Origin of the sequence: Roseovarius sp. EC-HK134 (assembly GCF_902498815.1) — a bacterium.
In the GTDB taxonomy this organism is placed as follows: domain Bacteria; phylum Pseudomonadota; class Alphaproteobacteria; order Rhodobacterales; family Rhodobacteraceae; genus Roseovarius; species Roseovarius mucosus_A.
This window is the reverse complement of record NZ_LR701544.1, coordinates 56,988-73,473: the sequence shown is the minus strand read 5'-3', so window position 1 is coordinate 73,473 and position 16,486 is coordinate 56,988. Positions and strand designations below refer to the sequence as shown.

The 16,486-nt window shown below is 60.5% G+C and carries 16 protein-coding genes; 6 read left to right on the top strand and 10 right to left on the bottom strand.

Annotated features, from left to right (window positions below):
* Positions 1–204 precede the first annotated feature (204 nt).
* From GC127_RS04440 to GC127_RS04425, 4 genes are all read right to left on the bottom strand, one after another.
* Positions 205–867, bottom strand: coding sequence for an OmpA family protein (locus GC127_RS04440; RefSeq protein ID WP_008279125.1), 663 nt, complete (start codon positions 865–867; stop codon positions 205–207).
* A 16-nt stretch (positions 868–883) separates the two neighbouring features.
* Positions 884–2,302, bottom strand: coding sequence for a type II and III secretion system protein family protein (locus GC127_RS04435; RefSeq protein WP_008279124.1), 1,419 nt, complete (start codon positions 2,300–2,302; stop codon positions 884–886).
* A gap of 191 nt (positions 2,303–2,493) precedes the next feature.
* Positions 2,494–3,363 (bottom strand): Flp pilus assembly protein CpaB, encoded by an 870-nt coding sequence (gene cpaB / locus GC127_RS04430; RefSeq protein WP_008279123.1) that lies wholly within the window; start codon positions 3,361–3,363, stop codon positions 2,494–2,496.
* A gap of 225 nt (positions 3,364–3,588) precedes the next feature.
* Complete coding sequence (locus tag GC127_RS04425; protein ID WP_151976707.1) at positions 3,589–3,789, bottom strand: Flp family type IVb pilin; 201 nt, start codon at positions 3,787–3,789, stop codon at positions 3,589–3,591.
* Between the two features lie 356 nt (positions 3,790–4,145).
* Here GC127_RS04425 and GC127_RS04420 point away from each other — a divergent pair, with 356 nt between their 5' ends.
* Positions 4,146–4,964 carry a lytic transglycosylase domain-containing protein gene (locus tag GC127_RS04420; RefSeq protein WP_081506842.1) on the top strand — a complete coding sequence of 273 codons (819 nt, stop codon included), beginning with the start codon at positions 4,146–4,148 and terminating at the stop codon, positions 4,962–4,964.
* 76 nt (positions 4,965–5,040) lie between these two features.
* On the opposite strand, the gene GC127_RS04415 is transcribed toward GC127_RS04420, so the two are convergent.
* From GC127_RS04415 to tldD, 6 genes are all read right to left on the bottom strand, one after another.
* Positions 5,041–5,670: a 3-oxoacid CoA-transferase subunit B gene (locus tag GC127_RS04415; protein WP_008279119.1), complete on the bottom strand. Its 630-nt coding sequence runs from the start codon at positions 5,668–5,670 to the stop codon at positions 5,041–5,043.
* Positions 5,670–6,365, bottom strand: coding sequence for a CoA transferase subunit A (locus GC127_RS04410; protein ID WP_008279118.1), 696 nt, complete (start codon positions 6,363–6,365; stop codon positions 5,670–5,672). Before GC127_RS04410 ends, GC127_RS04415 begins: the two co-directional genes overlap by 1 nt.
* Before the next feature lie 124 nt (positions 6,366–6,489).
* Positions 6,490–9,195, bottom strand: a complete 2,706-nt coding sequence (gene topA / locus GC127_RS04405; protein ID WP_151976705.1) for a type I DNA topoisomerase — start codon at positions 9,193–9,195, stop codon at positions 6,490–6,492.
* 124 nt (positions 9,196–9,319) lie between these two features.
* On the bottom strand, positions 9,320–10,453 hold the full coding sequence (gene dprA, locus GC127_RS04400; RefSeq protein WP_199861192.1) for a DNA-processing protein DprA: 1,134 nt from the start codon (positions 10,451–10,453) through the stop codon (positions 9,320–9,322).
* Positions 10,454–10,710: 257 nt separating this feature from the next.
* The gene (locus GC127_RS04395; RefSeq protein ID WP_151976701.1) at positions 10,711–11,211 is read right to left on the bottom strand and encodes a VOC family protein; all 501 of its coding nucleotides are present in this window, start codon (positions 11,209–11,211) and stop codon (positions 10,711–10,713) included.
* 130 nt (positions 11,212–11,341) lie between these two features.
* Positions 11,342–12,763 carry a metalloprotease TldD gene (tldD, locus tag GC127_RS04390; RefSeq protein ID WP_151976699.1) on the bottom strand — a complete coding sequence of 474 codons (1,422 nt, stop codon included), beginning with the start codon at positions 12,761–12,763 and terminating at the stop codon, positions 11,342–11,344.
* 200 nt (positions 12,764–12,963) lie between these two features.
* On the opposite strand from tldD, the gene coxB reads away from it, so the two are divergent.
* From coxB to GC127_RS04370, 5 genes are all read left to right on the top strand, one after another.
* The gene (gene coxB / locus GC127_RS04385; RefSeq protein ID WP_037296651.1) at positions 12,964–13,848 is read left to right on the top strand and encodes a cytochrome c oxidase subunit II; all 885 of its coding nucleotides are present in this window, start codon (positions 12,964–12,966) and stop codon (positions 13,846–13,848) included.
* An 87-nt stretch (positions 13,849–13,935) separates the two neighbouring features.
* Complete coding sequence (cyoE, locus tag GC127_RS04380; protein WP_151976697.1) at positions 13,936–14,892, top strand: heme o synthase; 957 nt, start codon at positions 13,936–13,938, stop codon at positions 14,890–14,892.
* Complete coding sequence (locus tag GC127_RS22745) at positions 14,889–15,053, top strand: hypothetical protein (protein ID WP_008279111.1); 165 nt, start codon at positions 14,889–14,891, stop codon at positions 15,051–15,053. Before cyoE ends, GC127_RS22745 begins: the two co-directional genes overlap by 4 nt.
* Complete coding sequence (locus GC127_RS04375; protein WP_151976695.1) at positions 15,053–15,634, top strand: cytochrome c oxidase assembly protein; 582 nt, start codon at positions 15,053–15,055, stop codon at positions 15,632–15,634. The genes GC127_RS22745 and GC127_RS04375 overlap by 1 nt, the downstream gene beginning before the upstream one ends.
* Before the next feature lie 25 nt (positions 15,635–15,659).
* The gene (locus GC127_RS04370; RefSeq protein WP_008279109.1) at positions 15,660–16,460 is read left to right on the top strand and encodes a cytochrome c oxidase subunit 3; all 801 of its coding nucleotides are present in this window, start codon (positions 15,660–15,662) and stop codon (positions 16,458–16,460) included.
* Positions 16,461–16,486 lie beyond the last annotated feature (26 nt).

Below are 16,486 nucleotides of genomic sequence, written 5' to 3'. Positions count from 1 at the left end.
CTGGACATGGAAATACGGCCATCCAACCCGGCACCGCATGCGACGGAAACCTTTGGCTAGGATGCAAGATGCGCGGGAATATTGGCGACATTTGGGCCAAAAGATCGTAATTGTGCGGTCTTTAGCGACAAAAAACCCGCCCAAAAGGGGCGGGTTTGAGGTGGTCCGGACAGAGCCGAACAGGGAGAAACCGGTGTTGGCGCGTTATCCGCCAGAGTCGTCGGAGCCAGAGGACGATTCGACATTGAGCAAGGTCGAGCGTGGCACAGCGCTGTTCACGTATTCGCGATAGACGACCTCGGCGTATTTGCCATCCATGATAATCGGATGCGATTGCACAAAGCCCGAGACTTCGGTCACGGTGCGCCGGTTGCGGCGTTCGCGGCCTTGGGTCACGATCAGCGGTTGGGTTTCGCCAAATGATGCCACCGCCTCGAGACGGGCACGGCTTATGCCCTGGCTGGTGAGGAAGGCGACCACTGCCTGCGCGCGGCGCATGCCGAGACTCTTGTTATAGCTGTCGGAGCCAACCGCATCGGTGTGGCCATAGACGCGAAAGCGCACTTCGGGGAATTGACGTATCCACTGGGCCTGTTCGCGCAGGGTATCGCGTGCGCCTGCGTCCAGCTCTGCTGAGTTGAAGGCGAAGTTGACGGTGCTCATCACCTCGCTGGCAAAGCGATTGGCAAGATCGAAGGTATAGCTGCGCTCGCCGGTCATCACGAGGTGGTTGTTCATCACCGCCTCGCCGAAATGGCCATTATCCACATGCGCGCCCGCCTCTCCAAAATAGGATCGGTAGACCGCATCCTGCGAGGTGCAGGCAGTTGCGGCGATCAGCCCGGCGATTGCGAAAACATGTTTCATTGCCCGTTTCCCCCGCTCAATCCATCACATAGCCGTAGGACCCGGTGAAATCCTGCTTGGCAACCTCGCCAACGGGTCCCTTGTCACTCACGCCTCTGGCGACGCGGCCATTGAGGAAGAGATCTTTCTCTGAGGGCAGTTTCACGCGATCCGTGGGCAGGGCCAGTGCCTCGCCCCGGGAGGGTGAGACGAGATGGGCCGATACGATGATCACCAGTTCTGTCTGCGAGCGCTGGTAATCGGCGCTGCGGAAAAGGGCACCGAGAACCGGCACATCGCCCAGCCAAGGCACCTGACCGGCATTGTCGCGGAAATCATCCTGAAGCAGGCCTGCGATGGCAAAGCTTTCACCATCGCGCAGCGCCACAGTGGTTGAGGTGTCGCGGCGGCGGAAGGCAGGGATGGCAAAGCCGTTTGAAACCAAGGAGTTGGCCGTGTCGATGGAAGAAACTGCAGCGGCCATTTCGAGGTTGATAATGCCGTCGTCCACAACGCGCGGCACAAAGTTCAGCTCGACGCCGAAGGGTTTGAATTCGATCGACGTGGTGTCATTGTCCTGAGCCACGGGCACAGGGAATTCGCCACCAGCAAGAAACTTGGCCTCTTGGCCGGAGAGGGCGGTTAGGTTTGGTTCTGCCAAAGTGCGCACAACGCCTTTGGTTTCCAGCGCCTCGAGCAGGATGCCCACCTCGACCGAGCCTACGTCAAAGCCAAAGGCAAAGGCGGCGTTGTTCTCGTTCGTGCCCGGAATAGCCCCGGCAAGAGTGCCCAGCACACCGCCTTGTGTGTTGGTTGTGTTGGTGCCGCCGATCACGCCAACGCTATTGGCCCCGCGTGCGTCGATCGACAGCGAGGATGACAGCGCCTTGGACACGCTGCGTTGCATTTCGGCAAAGCGAACCTTGAGCATGACCTGTTGCTTGCCAGAGACCGACATCAGGTTGGACACGCGTTCAGGCGCATAGCGTTCGGCAAGATCAAGGGCGCGCTGCATGCGCGACGTGCTCGAGACCGTGCCGGAGATGACAATGCCGTCATTCGCGCTGCGAACCTCGATGGGTTCGCCCGGAAGGATCTGTTTCAGGCGTTCCTTGAATTCTTCGATATCGGTGCTGACATGCACGTCGATATTGGTAATGAGCTTGCCCAAGCCATCAAAGAGGCTGAGCGTTGTTCGGCCCGGTGTCTTGCCCAGCACATAGATTGTGCGTTCAGACAGGGTGGAGAAATCAGCAATCGCCGGGTTGGCAATGCTGAGCTCTGCGAAGGGAGAGTCGCTCTCGACCACAACGGCACGGTTCATCGCGACGCTGAGGGCGCTTGAAGTGCCATTGCGCACCACGCGGATGCTTTCCGCTTGTGCAGGTTGCGGCGCATGGCCTGCAACAAGCGCCAGCCCAAGAAGGGCCGCGCAAATATGTCTACGCAATTTCATGTGACCTGCCTTTCCGATCACGCCTCATTTTTCGGGTCTTAGCGCCCGCATTTGATTTACTTTGGGACAGTTCGGAATTTTTTTCAAGAATCAATACAGTTTTGCGTATTTTTCTTAGGAGTGTGTCTAATTTCCTGAACACGAAAAAGGCACCCGTGTGCGGGTGCCTTATCTCGACAATATGCAGCGTGTCAGTTGGTGCAGGGGATCGGGGTTTCGATTACCTCGGCACCCCGCCGGGTGCGGATGGTGCAGGTCTCGGGCAGGGGGGCCTGTTCGATCACCGCTTCGGCGGTGATGCCAAGCAACCTGTGTTGATCCACTTCGATCACCTCGGCCACGGTATCGTCAAGCGCGCCCACAAGCGACAGCGACAGACGCCCGGTCGATTGGGCCTGAGCAAGCGCCGCAACCTGTTGCGGTTTGACGGCGACGGTTACGGTGCGGGCGATGACCGTCTCAGAGGTATCCATGTCGGCCACCTGATCCACGGCAATCAGCTTGACCCCGTTTTCAATAAGTTTGGTCACTTCGCCCATGGAATTGCCTTCGGTGCGCATGTTCCCCGCGCCGACGCTGCCGGTCCAATAGATGTCGATGGTATCGCCGGGCCGAAGAAAGCCCGAAACACCGCTGGTCACATCGACCTTTATGGCAAAGGCGCGCATGCCGCGTTCGAGTTGCGAGGTGATGCCCACCTCGGCACCCGGCTCTGTCACCTTGACGGCCAAGATAGGCTCGTTCATTTCCATCCGCCGCAGGGCGCGGCGCGCGACGGTCTCGCCTTTCGGGAAAAGCTCTTCTGTCGCTTTGAACACGCCTTCGGGCAGGGATGTTTTGGGAAAGGCGGTGAGGCGCACCGCGTCTTTGTCGAGGGCCTCGCCATATTGCAAGGCGCGGGTGGCGACAAAAATGTCAACGGTTTCGATGACGGGGGCGCGTTGCTGACGCTCTGCCTCCAGTTGCCGCTGATATCCGTCGATGTAATTCTTGGCCATGTAGACAGCAAATCCCGCGAGCCCGAGGCCCACGATCAGCACCAATCCGAAAACTGCTCGCATGGGGTTTCCCTTTCATCGCAAGACGTGGTCCGGCATGTAACCGGAGATCAAAGCCTGTGATATCGCGCCATTGTGTCAAAATCAGGGACAAGCGGGGGCGATATAGCGCCATTAAGACGCGCGGGACATGGGTGGGGCAGGCAAGGAAATGGCCACGGATAGAACTTATCCGTGGCCATTTTAATTGAGTGCCCGATCCTGTGTCAGGCTCGGGCGCCTGGATGGTTACTGACCTAGAGTGCCAAGACCGGTCATCGTTGCGTCGGAGAGGTCACCTTCGATTGTGGTGGCCAAGTTGCCGATACCGGTGTTCACGGTCGACACGCCGGCGATGCCGAGACCAACAACTGCTGCGGTCAGCACGACCCAGTCAACCGTTACTGCGCCGTCTTCGTCTTTCGAGAAGTTTTTGAAGAATTTAATCATGGTTTGGTCCCTCCAAAGGATCAGTTGCTTGTGTTGTTACACCCGCTTCGGTTCAGGACCCCCAGTATTTTATGGTCCGTTGCCGTCGTGGTGTGATCCCATATAGCCGGTCAAATCGGGCGGGAATTTGGCGTCACTGGACCAATTTTCGTGCACTCCAAAAATAGTTAGAGAAAAATCTTAAGATACTGAAAGATAACAAAAGAAACTCTGAAAAATTGTTTGAAAAAGGCTTTGAAGCAGGAATTGTGGCGCAAATGTGGGTGGTTCAGGTCATGGTAAGGAACAATGCTGGCGTGAAGCCCGGATATTTGCGATACTGGCGACAATAAATCAGAGGCAGAGCAGCGCCCGCTATGAGATTTTTATACCTTTTGGTGTCTGTTGCGATTCTCGCAGGGGCAGGCCCGCTTGCGGCGCAGGCGCCGCAGCCCTTTGCCGACTTCACTTTTAAGAGGGAAAAGGCGCCCGCACCGGGAACGCGGCGCGGGCCCTTGGTGCAGATTGAGCCTGCGCCGCCCGAACCGCCGCGCGCGGCGGTCGCGAACAAAGAGCCAGAGGCACCCGCCACACCGCGCGGGGCCGCCTATGGCTGGTTCTGGGAGAATGTGCCCGCCGATATCGGCACGGATGGCGCTCTGCGCCTGCGTGCGGCGATGGAGCATCTGGCCAAACCGCCCGCAGGCAAGGGCGTGAGCGCGCCGCGCCTGCAATCGGTGCAAGAGATTGCGCGGGCCGAAGGCGGGCATATTTTGAGCCAGACCATCGGCACGCAGATTTCGCCTGCATTGGTGTTGGCGGTGATCGCGGTTGAATCCTCGGGGCGGACGGCGGCGGTCAGTTCTGCCGGGGCGCAGGGGTTGATGCAGCTTATGCCGGATACAGCACGCCGCTTTGGTGTGACAGATAGCTTGGCACCCGCCGAGAATATTCGCGGCGGGGTGGCCTATCTTGATTGGCTGATGCGCGAGTTCAAAGGCGACGTGGTGCTGGCACTCGCGGGCTATAATGCAGGCGAGAACGCGGTCAAAAAGCATGGCGGTGTCCCGCCCTATACGGAAACCCGCGATTACATTCCCAAGGTTCTGGCCGCCTATGAGGTGGCGCGGGGCCTGTGCAAGACGCAGCCGGAGTTGATCACCGATGCCTGCGCGCTCAATCTTGCCATGAAGTAAGGGCCGGACCCTTGCGGTGCCCGGCCCTTGGATTCTGGGAAACGATCGTCTGGTGACGATGGTTAAGTGATAGGGGTCAATTGACGATGGTCGCCTCGGTTGCGGCGCGCAATTCGTCTTCGGTGACACCTTCGGCCAACTCAACAATCTTCAGACCGCCCTCGACCACATCGAGCACACCCAAGTTCGAGATGATCCGGTTGACCACACCTGTCCCTGTCAGCGGCAGGGTGCAGGATTTGAGCACTTTCGATTCGCCGTGCTTGTTGGTGTGGTCCATGACCACCACCACGCGGCCCACGCCCGCCACAAGATCCATGGCGCCGCCCATCCCCTTGACCAGCTTGCCGGGGATCATCCAGTTGGCGAGATCGCCATTCTCGGCCACTTCCATCGCGCCAAGGATTGCCATGGCAATCTTGCCGCCCCGGATCATGCCAAAGGAGGTGGCGCTGTCGAAATAGCTGGTGTCGGGCAGTTCGGTAATGGTCTGCTTGCCCGCATTGATGAGGTCTGCGTCCTCCGTACCTGCAACGGGGAAGGGCCCCATGCCCAGCATGCCGTTTTCCGATTGCAGCGTGACATGCACGCCCTCGGGAATGAAATTGGGCACCAGCGTGGGAATGCCGATCCCGAGGTTCACATAGGTCCCGTCCTCGAGTTCGAGCGCCGCGCGGGCGGCCATCTGATTGCGATCCCAAGCCATTATGCTGCCCTCACGGTGCGTTGTTCGATACGTTTCTCATGCGTGCCTTGCACCAAGCGGTGAACATAGATGCCCGGCAGGTGGATTTTGTCGGGGTCCAATTCGCCCGGTTGGACGATTTCCTCGACCTCCAGCACGCAGACCTTGCCGCACATGGCGGCAGGCGGGTTGAAGTTGCGCGCCGTCTTGCGGAAGATGGCGTTGCCGGTGGTGTCGGCCTTCCACGCCTTGACGATAGAGAGGTCGGCAAAGATGCCGCGTTCGAGAATATAGGTCTCGCCGTTGAACTCTTTATGTTCCTTGCCCTCGGCCACCTGGGTGCCGACGCCGGTCTTGGTGTAGAAACCCGGAATGCCGCAGCCGCCCGCGCGCATCCGCTCGGCGAGCGTGCCCTGTGGGTTGAATTCCAGCTCAAGCTCGCCGCTCAGATATTGGCGCATGAATTCGGCGTTCTCGCCCACATAAGAGGACATCATTTTGCGCACTTGCCGCGTTTGCAGCAGGATACCGATGCCGAAATCATCCACGCCCGCATTGTTGCTGGCAAAGGTCAGATCCTTGACGCCCGAGTCGCGGATCGCGGCCAAGAGCAATTCGGGAATGCCGCAGAGGCCAAAGCCGCCCGCTGCGATCAGCATGTCATCACGCAAGAGCCCGTCCAGCGCTTCGGCGGCCGAGCCGTAAACCTTGTTCATGTGGAACCTCCTCCAGACAGTGGTTTGCCCCCGTATGCGGCGCAAGCCGGGCACGAGTCAACGCGGCCCGCGTGCCATCGCATCGGAATAGGGATTTCTACGTAGGTGTGGGGGCCGCGCCGGGTTATTTCCCGGCGGCGGCGCGTTTGGCGGGGGCCTTGGCCGCAGCCTTGGTGGTGGTGGCCTTTTTGGGCGCAGCCTTTTTCGCGGCCGGTTTCTTGGCGGTCGTGGCTTTGGCGGCGGTCTTTCGCGCTTTGCCCGGCTTTGTGGCCTTGGCGGCAATCGCGGCGACGGCCATTTCCATGGTCACATCGTCAGGTTCTGTGCCCTTGGGCAGGGTGGCGTTGACCTTGTCCCATTTGATATAGGGGCCGTAGCGCCCTTCGAGGATCTGGATCGGGCCGCCATTCTCGGGGTGTTCGCCCAGATCGCGCAGCGCCTTGGCCGCCGCGCGCCCGCGCCCGCCGGGATTGGCACGTTTGGCGGCCAAGAGTTCGACGGCGCGATTCATGCCGATTTCAAACACGTCGTTGGGGTCTTTGAGATTGGCGTAGACGGGCTTGGCCTCGTCCGGCAGTTGATGCATGAGATAGGGGCCGAAACGCCCGAAATTGGCGGAAATTAACCCGCCCTCGGGGTGTTGGCCCACGTCGCGCGGCAGGCTGAGCAAGGTAAGCGCCTTTTCCAGCGTCATGGCCTCGGCTGTCCAGCCTTTGGGCAGGCTGGCGCGGTCGGGCTTTTTGTTCTCTTCGGTCGCCTCGCCGCGTTGCACATAGGGGCCAAAGCGGCCAGAGCGCAGGGAAATTTCGTTGCCCGCCTCATCTTGACCCAAGATACGGTCGCCATTTTCCCCAGCATCGCCGCCAATCGGGCGGGTGTAGCGGCATTCGGGATAATTGCCGCAGCCGACAAACCCGCCGGAGCGCGAGGTTTTCAGATGCAGCTGACCCGTGCCGCAGAGCGGGCATTGGCGCGGGTCGCTGCCATCCTCACGCGGAGGATAAAGCGTGGGAGAGAGGGCCGCGTCGAGCACATCGAGCACTTCGGTGATGCGCAATTCCGAGGTTTCGGCAATTGCGGCGGAGAAATCGCGCCAGAAGCGGGCGAGGATTTCTTTGTAATCCGCCTCGCCGGCGCTGACGCGATCCAGATCCTCTTCGAGATTGGCGGTGAATTCGTAGCCCACGTATTTGCGGAAGAAGTTGATCAGAAAGATCGTGACAATGCGGCCCTTATCCTCTGGGAAGAGGCGGTTTTGTTCCTTGCGGACATATTCACGGTCCTGAATCGTGGTCAGGACGCTGGCATAGGTCGAGGGGCGGCCGATGCCCAGTTCTTCCATTTTCTTGACCAAGGTCGCCTCGGTGTAGCGGGGCGGCGCTTGGGTAAAGTGTTGCAGGCCAAGAATGGATTCGTTGGGCGAGAGCACGGCGGAGGTTGTTTCGGCCCCATCGCTGGCTCGGGCAAATTCGCTGCGCAGCGACGATTTGGCAAAGGCGGCGGGCTCGCCCTGCATGATCTGGGGCAGGCGGCCATCGTCGTCGTCGCCGGTGGGCACATCATCGCGGCCCTCTTCATAGACCTTTAGAAAGCCCTCGAAGAGCATCACCTGACCGGTGGCGCGCAGGCCGACCTGACCATCATTGCTGCCGATGTCGACGGTGGTGCGCTCCATGCGAGCGGCCTCCATCTGGCAGGCGAGGGTGCGTTTCCAGATGAGATCGTAAAGCTTGCGCTGATCTGCGTCAGAGGTTTTGATATGGCCTGCGTCGCGCGTCATGTCTGTGGGGCGGATACATTCATGCGCCTCTTGGGCGTTCTTGGCCTTGTTTTTGTACATGCGGGGCGATTTCGGCAGATATTCCGGGCCAAACCGATCCTTGATCGCATCGCGCGCGGCCATCACGGCCTCGGGCGCCATGTCGATCCCGTCGGTACGCATATAGGTGATATATCCCGCCTCATAGAGCCGTTGCGCGGCGGACATGCACTGCTTGGCGCCCATGCCGAATTTGCGGCTGGCCTCTTGTTGCAGCGTCGAAGTCATGAAGGGGGCGGAGGGATTGCGGCTGGCCGGTTTCGCTTCGACCGAGGTGACGGTGAGGGCGCGGGAGGTGATGGCCTGCACCGCCATTTCGGCCTGAGTGGCGTTCTCCAGATCGAATTTATCGAGCTTCTTGCCCGCAAGGGAGACCAGCCGCGCCTCATAGTCTTGGCCGCGCGGCGTGGTCAGCAGCGCCTTGACGGACCAGTATTCGCGGGCGGTGAACGCCTCGATTTCCATCTCGCGCTCGACGATGAGGCGCAGGCAGACCGATTGCACACGCCCCGCCGAGCGTGCGCCGGGCAGTTTGCGCCAGAGCACCGGGCTGAGGTTGAAACCCACGAGGTAATCCAGCGCGCGGCGTGCGAGATAAGCCTCGACCAAGGGCGCATCGACCTGACGGGGATTTTTCATCGCCTCGGTGACGGCGGATTTGGTGATGGCGTTGAACACCACGCGGCTAACGGGCGTGTCTTTGTTGATCGCCTTGCGTTTGCGAAGGGTCTCTTCAAGGTGCCAGCTAATGGCCTCGCCTTCGCGGTCGGGGTCGGTGGCGAGGATGAGGGCGTTGTCATCCTTGAGGGCGTCGGCGATGGCCTTGACGTGCTTGCGGCTGTCGGGGCCCACCTCCCAGGTCATGTCAAAGCCGTTCTCGGTATCGACCGATCCATCCTTGGCGGGCAGGTCGCGCACATGGCCATAGCTTGCCAGAACCGTGTAACCGTCGCCCAGATACTTGTTGATCGTCTTGGCTTTGGCGGGCGATTCGACAACGACAACGGGCATGGGCACTCCTTCCGGCTCTGGTCGAGGCTTATGGCGGCGCACCATGTGGGCTGGCAAGGGGAATTGTCAATCTGGCCGCAAGGGTTGCAAGAGCGCGACCTTATGACCCTATGCAGTGTATCGGCTATTGCGCGAGGGCCAGAAGGCCGCCCGGATGCCGTGTGATGCGCCCGTCAAGTTCGAGATCAAGAAGCGCGGGGGCGACCCGGTGGGCCGGGGTGGCCAGATCGCGGATGAGCTGATCCTCGGCCAGAGGAGAGGGCCCGAGACGGTTGAGGATCTGGGCGTGCAGGCCCGCGATGTCGCGGAGTGTGGTCGTGGGGGGCAGGGGCAATTCGGTCTGGGGTGCTGTTGCGATGCTTGCCGCCTGTGGCAGCGCGTCGATCACATCCTCGGCGTTGCGGATCAGGGTGGCCCCGTCGCGGATCAGCATATTGCAGCCGCTGGCGCGGGCATCAATCGGGTGGCCGGGCACGGCCATCACCTCGCGCCCTTGATCGAGCGCGGTGCGGGCGGTGATGAGCGAGCCGGATTTCGCGGCAGCCTCGACCACGACCACCGCCTGCGCCAAGCCGCTGACCAGCCGGTTGCGGCTGGGAAAATGCCGGGCCTGCGGGATAAGGCCGATGGGCTGTTCCGAGAGGCGCAGGCCGGAGGCGAGGATATCGCCCGCGAGTTTGGTATTCTCTGCCGGATAGATGACGTCCACCCCGCCTGCCATGACCGCGATGGTGCCCGCCTCAAGACTGCCCAGATGGGCCGCGGTATCAACGCCACGTGCGAGGCCTGAAACGATCAGATAGCCCCGCGCCGAGAGATCGGCGGCCAGTGATCTGGCCATGCGCGTTCCCAAGGACGAGGCGTTTCGCGCGCCCACAAGGGCGATCATCGGGCGGGCAAGAAGGGCCGCATCGCCCATAACCCAAAGGAGCGGGGGGCAATCGGAGATGTCCTTCAACTGGGTTGGAAAGCCGGGGTCTGCCAAGGTGAGGAGCCGCGCGCCGACTGCGTGGCCTGCGCGCAACTCGGCCTCGGCCACGCCGGGGGGGCAGGGGGTGTAATCGGGCACACCGGCGGCGCGGGCCACCTCGGGCAGGGCGGCAAGCGCCGCCTGAGCGCTGCCATGTTCCGCCAGCAGGCGGTGAAAGGTGGCCGGACCGACCCGGCGAGAGCGCAAGAGGCGAAGCCACGACACCCGGTCATCTTCCGTGGTGGGTGGGAGTGGGGGGTGAGTGGAAGGATGAGTAAGTTTGGGCATCCGTGACCTCGCCTGCTTGCAAGACCATGGATAGCGTGAAGAGGGTTAACGCATGGTAAACCGTGCTTGGGTGAGTCATAGATTTTTGGAAAAAATTACTTAAGTATATGATATTTAATATTGATTATTTTTGGTTTGAGGCTTGGGGCAGGTCGGCAAGGCGTCCGAGGCAGATGGCAGGCAAGGGGCCAAAGGGCGCATGTGTTAAGCGATGGGGCGATGCATTCTGAGAATTAAGAGGTAGAGGCCGCCGCGTTTCAGCGATCCGGCGTCTGCTCTGACTGCCCAACGCTATATTGTGCATCCAACTTTGCGCGGTCTGTGTCGGTCACGGCCCGGTTGCTCACGCTTGTTGCGAAACGTAGGACGTAACCATCCGGGTCCATGATCAAAAACTGACGCCGCGTGTCCATGCAGTCCGTTTTCCAGATGTCGGCTTCGTAGATGGCGATCAATGGCTTCGCGCCGCGAGACAGGACCGTCTCATACAATTTATCGACGTCCGGAACCATGAATTGAAAGTTGACGCCTCGGCCATAGGGGTGATCCATGTGATCTGGTTGCCACGGCACCCAGGTGCCATCCAATTGCCAATGCGCGAGCATGATTTGCGCGCCGTGTAATGTCAGATAGGCGTGGGGGTCGTGCCCTCTTTGTTGGGCGACCTCGAAGCCAAGGATATTGGTGTAAAACTCGAAGGAGACCTCGAAGTCTGAACACCACAACTCGGGCACCAGAGGGTTGATTGCAAATGTCATCCCGTTCTCCGCAGACGCACGCTTGTGTCCAATAGCGTCGTCCCTGACCGCTAGAGGTCAAGTAAAAAGGGGGGACGATACAGGCTGACAATGGCTGTTCATAAGGTGAGGGCGTTTCGCGCCTTGTTCCTCACGCCGCCGACCCCCCTACCGTCAACCCGCCGATCAGCACGGTGGGTTGGCCAACGCCCACGGGCACCCATTGGCCCTGTTTGCCGCAATTTCCCATGCCGGGATCAAGCGTCATGTCATTGCCCAAGCCCCGGATTTGCTGGAGCGCGGTGGCGCCGTCGCCGATGAGGGTGGCCCCTTTGACGGGTGCGCCGATCTTGCCGTCTTTGACGCGGTAGGCCTCGGTGCAGGAAAAGACGAATTTGCCGTTGGTGATATCGACCTGCCCGCCGCCAAAGCCCACGGCATAGATGCCGTCCTTCAACTCGGCCACCAGATCGCCCGGTGTGGCGTCTCCGCCCAGCATATAGGTGTTGGTCATGCGCGGCATGGGCGCGTAGGCATAGCTTTCTCGGCGTCCGTTGCCGGTGGGGGCCACGCCCATCAGGCGGGCATTCTGGCGATCCTGCATATAGCCCACCAGAATGCCATCCTCGATCAGGACATTGCGGGCAGAGGGCGTGCCCTCGTCATCGATGGTGATGCTGCCGCGCCGGTCGGGGAGGGTGCCATCATCCAGAACGGTGACGCCGGGGGACGCGATACGTTGGCCCATGAGACCGGCAAAAGCAGAGGAGCCTTTGCGATTGAAATCGCCTTCAAGCCCGTGGCCGATGGCCTCGTGCAAAAGGATGCCGGGCCAGCCGGGGCCAAGCACAACATCCATGGTGCCTGCGGGTGCCGGTTCGGCACGGAGGTTGACGAGGGCCACGCGCAGCGCCTCTTGGGTCTTGGCCTGCCAGTCGGCGGGATCAAGCAGGCCGTCAAGGCCGACGCGCCCGCCGCCCCCGGCGCTGCCGCTTTCGCGGCGGCCCTCTTGCTCGACGATGATCGAGACATTGACGCGGGTCATGGGGCGAATGTCTTGCAGGTCTTGGCCATCGGGGCGCAGGATCACGACCTCTTGCAGCGAGGCGGCAATCGAGGCTGTGACCTGTACCACGCGGGGATCAAGGTCGCGCGCGAAGGCGTCAATCTCGCGCAGGGTGTCGAGTTTCACCGGGAAACTGGCCCCGGCGATGGGATCGGCATCGGTATAGAGGCGGCGATTCGTAGGCGTGGGCCCGGCTGCCAGGGTGCCCCCGCCTGCGCCGACGGCCAAGCGGGCGGTTTCTACCGCGCGTTTGAGCGCGGCCTCGGTCACTTCGGAGGAATGGGCGTAGCCCGTAACCTCGCCACGCACGGCGCGCAGGCCGAACCCTTCGGAGGCGTCATAGGACGCGGTCTTGACCCGGCCATCGTCGAACATCAGCCCCTCGGCGCGGCGGCGTTCAAAGAAGAGCTCGCCATCGTCGGCCCCATGGGTCGCCTCACGCAGGCGGGACAGGGCGGTGGCACGGTCGAGCAGGGTCTCGAAAGGGCGAAAGGCGGTGTCGGTCATTGGGATTCTCTCTCTGCGGCGCGGTCCGGGGGCGCGTTAATTTGATTTAAATCAAAAAAGCGTCCGTTTGCCGCAATGGTCTTTCTTGTCGTTTCAGGCAGAATATGGTTTTAGACGACACCGAGACAATGGGATTCCGCCGGGCGGCGGGGTGACCTTCGCAAAAAGACATGAACCGCTTTAACCGATCAGGGTGTAAAATGCGACTAACTTCCAGCCTTATGGCGGCCATGACCGCCTTTCTCGCCCTTCCTGCCATGGCTCAAGAAGGGCTTGAGATCGTAGGAAAGCCCGTTGACGGCAAGATGGGCTTTCAGCCGGCGGCAACCGAGCTTGCGCGGGATTTGCAATGGCTGGACGGGATGATCAACGTGATCATCATCGCGATCGTGATCTTTGTGACCGCGTTGCTGGTGATCGTCATGATCCGCTACAACCGCAAGACCAATGCAACACCGGCCAGTTTCACGCATAACTCGCCGATCGAGATTGCCTGGACGATCATTCCCATCGTGATCCTTGTCTTTATCGGGGCCTTCTCTTTGCCGGTGCTGTTCAAGCAGCAGGAAATTCCCGAGGGCGAGATCAACATCAAGGTGACGGGCTATCAGTGGTACTGGGGCTATGAATATACCGACCACGATTTTGCCTTTGACAGCTATATGATCGGCGCCCCGGCGACGGGTGGCGACAACCGCATGACGCCCGAAGTCGAGGCGCAGCTGATCGAGGCCGGTTACAGCAAGGATGAGTTCCTGCTGGCCACCGATACCTCGGTCGTGGTGCCCGTGGGCAAGACCGTTGTCATGACCGTGACCGGCGCAGATGTGATTCACAGCTGGACCATCCCCGCCTTTGGCGTGAAGCAGGATGCGGTGCCGGGGCGTCTGGCGCAGCTTTGGTTCAATGCCGAGAAGGAAGGCGTGTACTTTGGTCAGTGTTCCGAGCTTTGCGGTCAGGCCCATGCCTATATGCCGATCACCGTCAAGGTGGTGAGCGAAGAGGCCTATGCCGAATGGCTGGATGGCGCGATCGAGGAATATGCCGGTACGCCGCGTTCCGTGGATGTGGCGCAGGCCGACTAAAGCAGACCGGGGCGCGCGCAATCTGTCCGCGCCCCAATCATGCCACGTAAGGGGCGCAGCCCTTGCGCCCCTTGGCCGGAGACCGAAATGAGCGATGCGAGCCTGAACACAGCCAGCCCCGTCAGCCGCGCCCAAGAGGGTGAGGCCGGATTTGGCGATTTCTTTGCCCTGCTCAAGCCGCGGGTGATGACGCTGGTGGTGTTTACGGCGCTGGTCGGTCTTTTGGCGGCGCCGGTGGGCGTGCATCCGGTCATCGGTTTTGCGGCGATCCTCTTCATTGCTGTAGGCGGCGGCGCTGCGGGCGCGCTCAATATGTGGTGGGAATCGGATATTGATGCGCTGATGAAGCGCACGCAAAAGCGGCCCATTCCGGCGGGCAAGGTCACGCGGGACGAGGCCTTTGCCTTTGGGATCACACTGGCGGTGATGTCGGTGGTCATGCTGTGGCTGGCGACCAACGCGTTGGCGGCTGGCATCTTGGCCTTTACGATTTTCTTTTACGTGGTCATCTACACCATCGGGCTGAAGCGTTGGACGCCGCAGAATATCGTCATTGGTGGTGCTGCGGGTGCGTTCCCTCCGATGATTGGCTGGGCTGCGGCGACGGGCACGGTGAGCCTTGAATCGGTGCTGATGTTTGCGCTGATTTTCATGTGGACGCCGCCGCATTTCTGGGCGCTGGCACTGTTCATGCGCGGCGATTACGACACGGCGGGCGTGCCGATGCTGACGGTGACGCATGGGCGGCGCGCGACGCGGGTGCATATCCTTGTTTACACGGTGCTCTTGGCGGCGCTGGCGATTGGGGCTGCGTTCACCGGGATCGGCGGGCTGGTGTATCTGGCGGTTGCGGTGGTCTTTAACGCGCTCTTTCTGCGGGACGCGGTTGCGATCTGGCGGCGGGATGAGGATCAGGCGGAGGCCGATAACTACCGCGTCGAAAAGCGGGCGTTCAAGCTGTCGCTCTGGTATCTTTTCGCGCATTTCACGGCCATTCTTGCCGAGGCGGCGCTGGGCGGGTTTGGCTTGGGTGGCTGGTCATGAGCTTTCGCGAGGAACATGAGCTGCACAAGCGCCGGTTTGGCCGCAATCTGGGCCTTGGCCTTGTGCTGGCAGGGTTTGTTGCGCTGGTGTTCGGTATGACGATTGCCAAAGTCTCGGACGATGGATTCGCCGTGCCCAAGATCGAACAGGGGGAGAATTGATGGCGCTTGATCCGAAATTCAAGACCGTGACCCAGACTGTTGGCGTGGTCGTCCTGATGGGCGGGCTCGCTTGGGCGTCGGTGCCGTTCTATGACTGGTTTTGCCGCGTGACTGGCTTTGGCGGGGCGACAGGCGTGTCAGAAGTGGCAAGCGACGATGTTCTGGAGCAAACCGTCAAAGTGCGGTTCGACGCCAGCAAAGAGCGCGATATGCCTTGGGAATTCAAACCCATGGAGCGCCAGATGGAAATTCGCATCGGTGAGACGGGGCTGGCCTTTTACGAGGCCTACAACCCCACTGACCGCGCAGTCGCCGGATCAGCCAGCTATAATGTCACGCCCTATGAGGCGGGTGGCTTTTTCACCAAGATCGACTGTTTCTGTTTTGAACAACAGCTGCTACAGCCGGGTGAGCGGGTTCAGATGCCCGTGACCTTTTACGTCGACCCAGAGATCGTGACCGACCGTGACGCGAAATACGTACATACGATCACGCTGTCCTACACGTTCCACGAAATTGACCTGCCCGAGGAGCAAGCCGCGCTTGAGCAGGGGACCAACAACGATAAAAACCTGAACTGAGCCTTCGACGAGGGATAAGACAAAGATGGCACACGAGAAAAACCACGATTACCACATTCTGCCCCCCTCAATCTGGCCGTTGCTCGGCTCTTTGGCGGGGTTCGTCATGCTCTTTGGGGCGGTCCTGTTCTTTCACGATCATGGGCCTTGGATGCTCTTGGCGGGTCTGGTCGGCGTGCTTTACGTCATGTTCGGCTGGTGGGCCGATGTGGTGAACGAGGGGCAGACCGGCGATCACACCCCGGTCGTGCGGATCGGCCTGCGCTATGGCTTTATCATGTTCATCATGTCCGAAGTGATGTTCTTTGCCGCGTGGTTCTGGAGCTTTTTCAAGCATGCCATGTATCCGATGGGCGAAAACTCTCCGATGGTCGATGGCGTCTGGCCACCTGTCGGGATCGAGACCTTTGATCCTTGGCATCTGCCGCTGATCAACACGCTGATCCTCTTGTGCTCGGGCTGTGCTGCGACATGGGCACACCATGCGCTGGTGCATGAGAACAATCGTCAGGACGTAAAGCGCGGGCTGATGATCGCGATTGCGCTGGGTGCGATCTTTACCGTGTTCCAAGCCTATGAATATAGCCACGCGGCCTTTGGCTTTTCCGGCAATATCTACGGCGCCAACTTCTTTATGGCGACGGGCTTTCACGGGGCGCATGTGGTGATCGGTACGATTTTCCTCTTTGTCTGCCTGATCCGGGTGCAAAAGGGGCATTTCACGCCGCAACAGCACGTGGGCTTTGAAGCGGCCGCTTGGTATTGGCACTTTGTCGATGTGGTCTGGCTGTTCCTGTTCGCCGCGATCTACATCTGGGGCGCGTGACGATCTTTTAAATAAGATCGGTGCCT

Excerpts from the sequence above, each read along its gene's own strand:
- GC127_RS04435 (WP_008279124.1), bottom strand. The coding sequence starts at position 2,302 with ATGAAATTGCGTAGACATATTTGCGCGGCCCTTCTTGGGCTGGCGCTT.
- GC127_RS04410 (WP_008279118.1), bottom strand. The coding sequence starts at position 6,365 with ATGAACAAGGTTTACGGCTCGGCCGCCGAAGCGCTGGACGGGCTCTTG.
- cyoE (WP_151976697.1), top strand. The coding sequence starts at position 13,936 with ATGAGCGATGCGAGCCTGAACACAGCCAGCCCCGTCAGCCGCGCCCAA.
- coxB (WP_037296651.1), top strand. The coding sequence starts at position 12,964 with ATGCGACTAACTTCCAGCCTTATGGCGGCCATGACCGCCTTTCTCGCC.
- topA (WP_151976705.1), bottom strand. The coding sequence starts at position 9,195 with ATGCCCGTTGTCGTTGTCGAATCGCCCGCCAAAGCCAAGACGATCAAC.
- tldD (WP_151976699.1), bottom strand. The coding sequence starts at position 12,763 with ATGACCGACACCGCCTTTCGCCCTTTCGAGACCCTGCTCGACCGTGCC.
- GC127_RS04425 (WP_151976707.1), bottom strand. The coding sequence starts at position 3,789 with ATGATTAAATTCTTCAAAAACTTCTCGAAAGACGAAGACGGCGCAGTA.
- GC127_RS04420 (WP_081506842.1), top strand. The coding sequence starts at position 4,146 with ATGAGATTTTTATACCTTTTGGTGTCTGTTGCGATTCTCGCAGGGGCA.
- GC127_RS22745 (WP_008279111.1), top strand. The coding sequence starts at position 14,889 with ATGAGCTTTCGCGAGGAACATGAGCTGCACAAGCGCCGGTTTGGCCGC.
- GC127_RS04375 (WP_151976695.1), top strand. The coding sequence starts at position 15,053 with ATGGCGCTTGATCCGAAATTCAAGACCGTGACCCAGACTGTTGGCGTG.
- GC127_RS04370 (WP_008279109.1), top strand. The coding sequence starts at position 15,660 with ATGGCACACGAGAAAAACCACGATTACCACATTCTGCCCCCCTCAATC.
- GC127_RS04440 (WP_008279125.1), bottom strand. The coding sequence starts at position 867 with ATGAAACATGTTTTCGCAATCGCCGGGCTGATCGCCGCAACTGCCTGC.
- GC127_RS04415 (WP_008279119.1), bottom strand. The coding sequence starts at position 5,670 with ATGGCTTGGGATCGCAATCAGATGGCCGCCCGCGCGGCGCTCGAACTC.
- cpaB (WP_008279123.1), bottom strand. The coding sequence starts at position 3,363 with ATGCGAGCAGTTTTCGGATTGGTGCTGATCGTGGGCCTCGGGCTCGCG.
- GC127_RS04395 (WP_151976701.1), bottom strand. The coding sequence starts at position 11,211 with ATGACATTTGCAATCAACCCTCTGGTGCCCGAGTTGTGGTGTTCAGAC.
- dprA (WP_199861192.1), bottom strand. The coding sequence starts at position 10,453 with ATGCCCAAACTTACTCATCCTTCCACTCACCCCCCACTCCCACCCACC.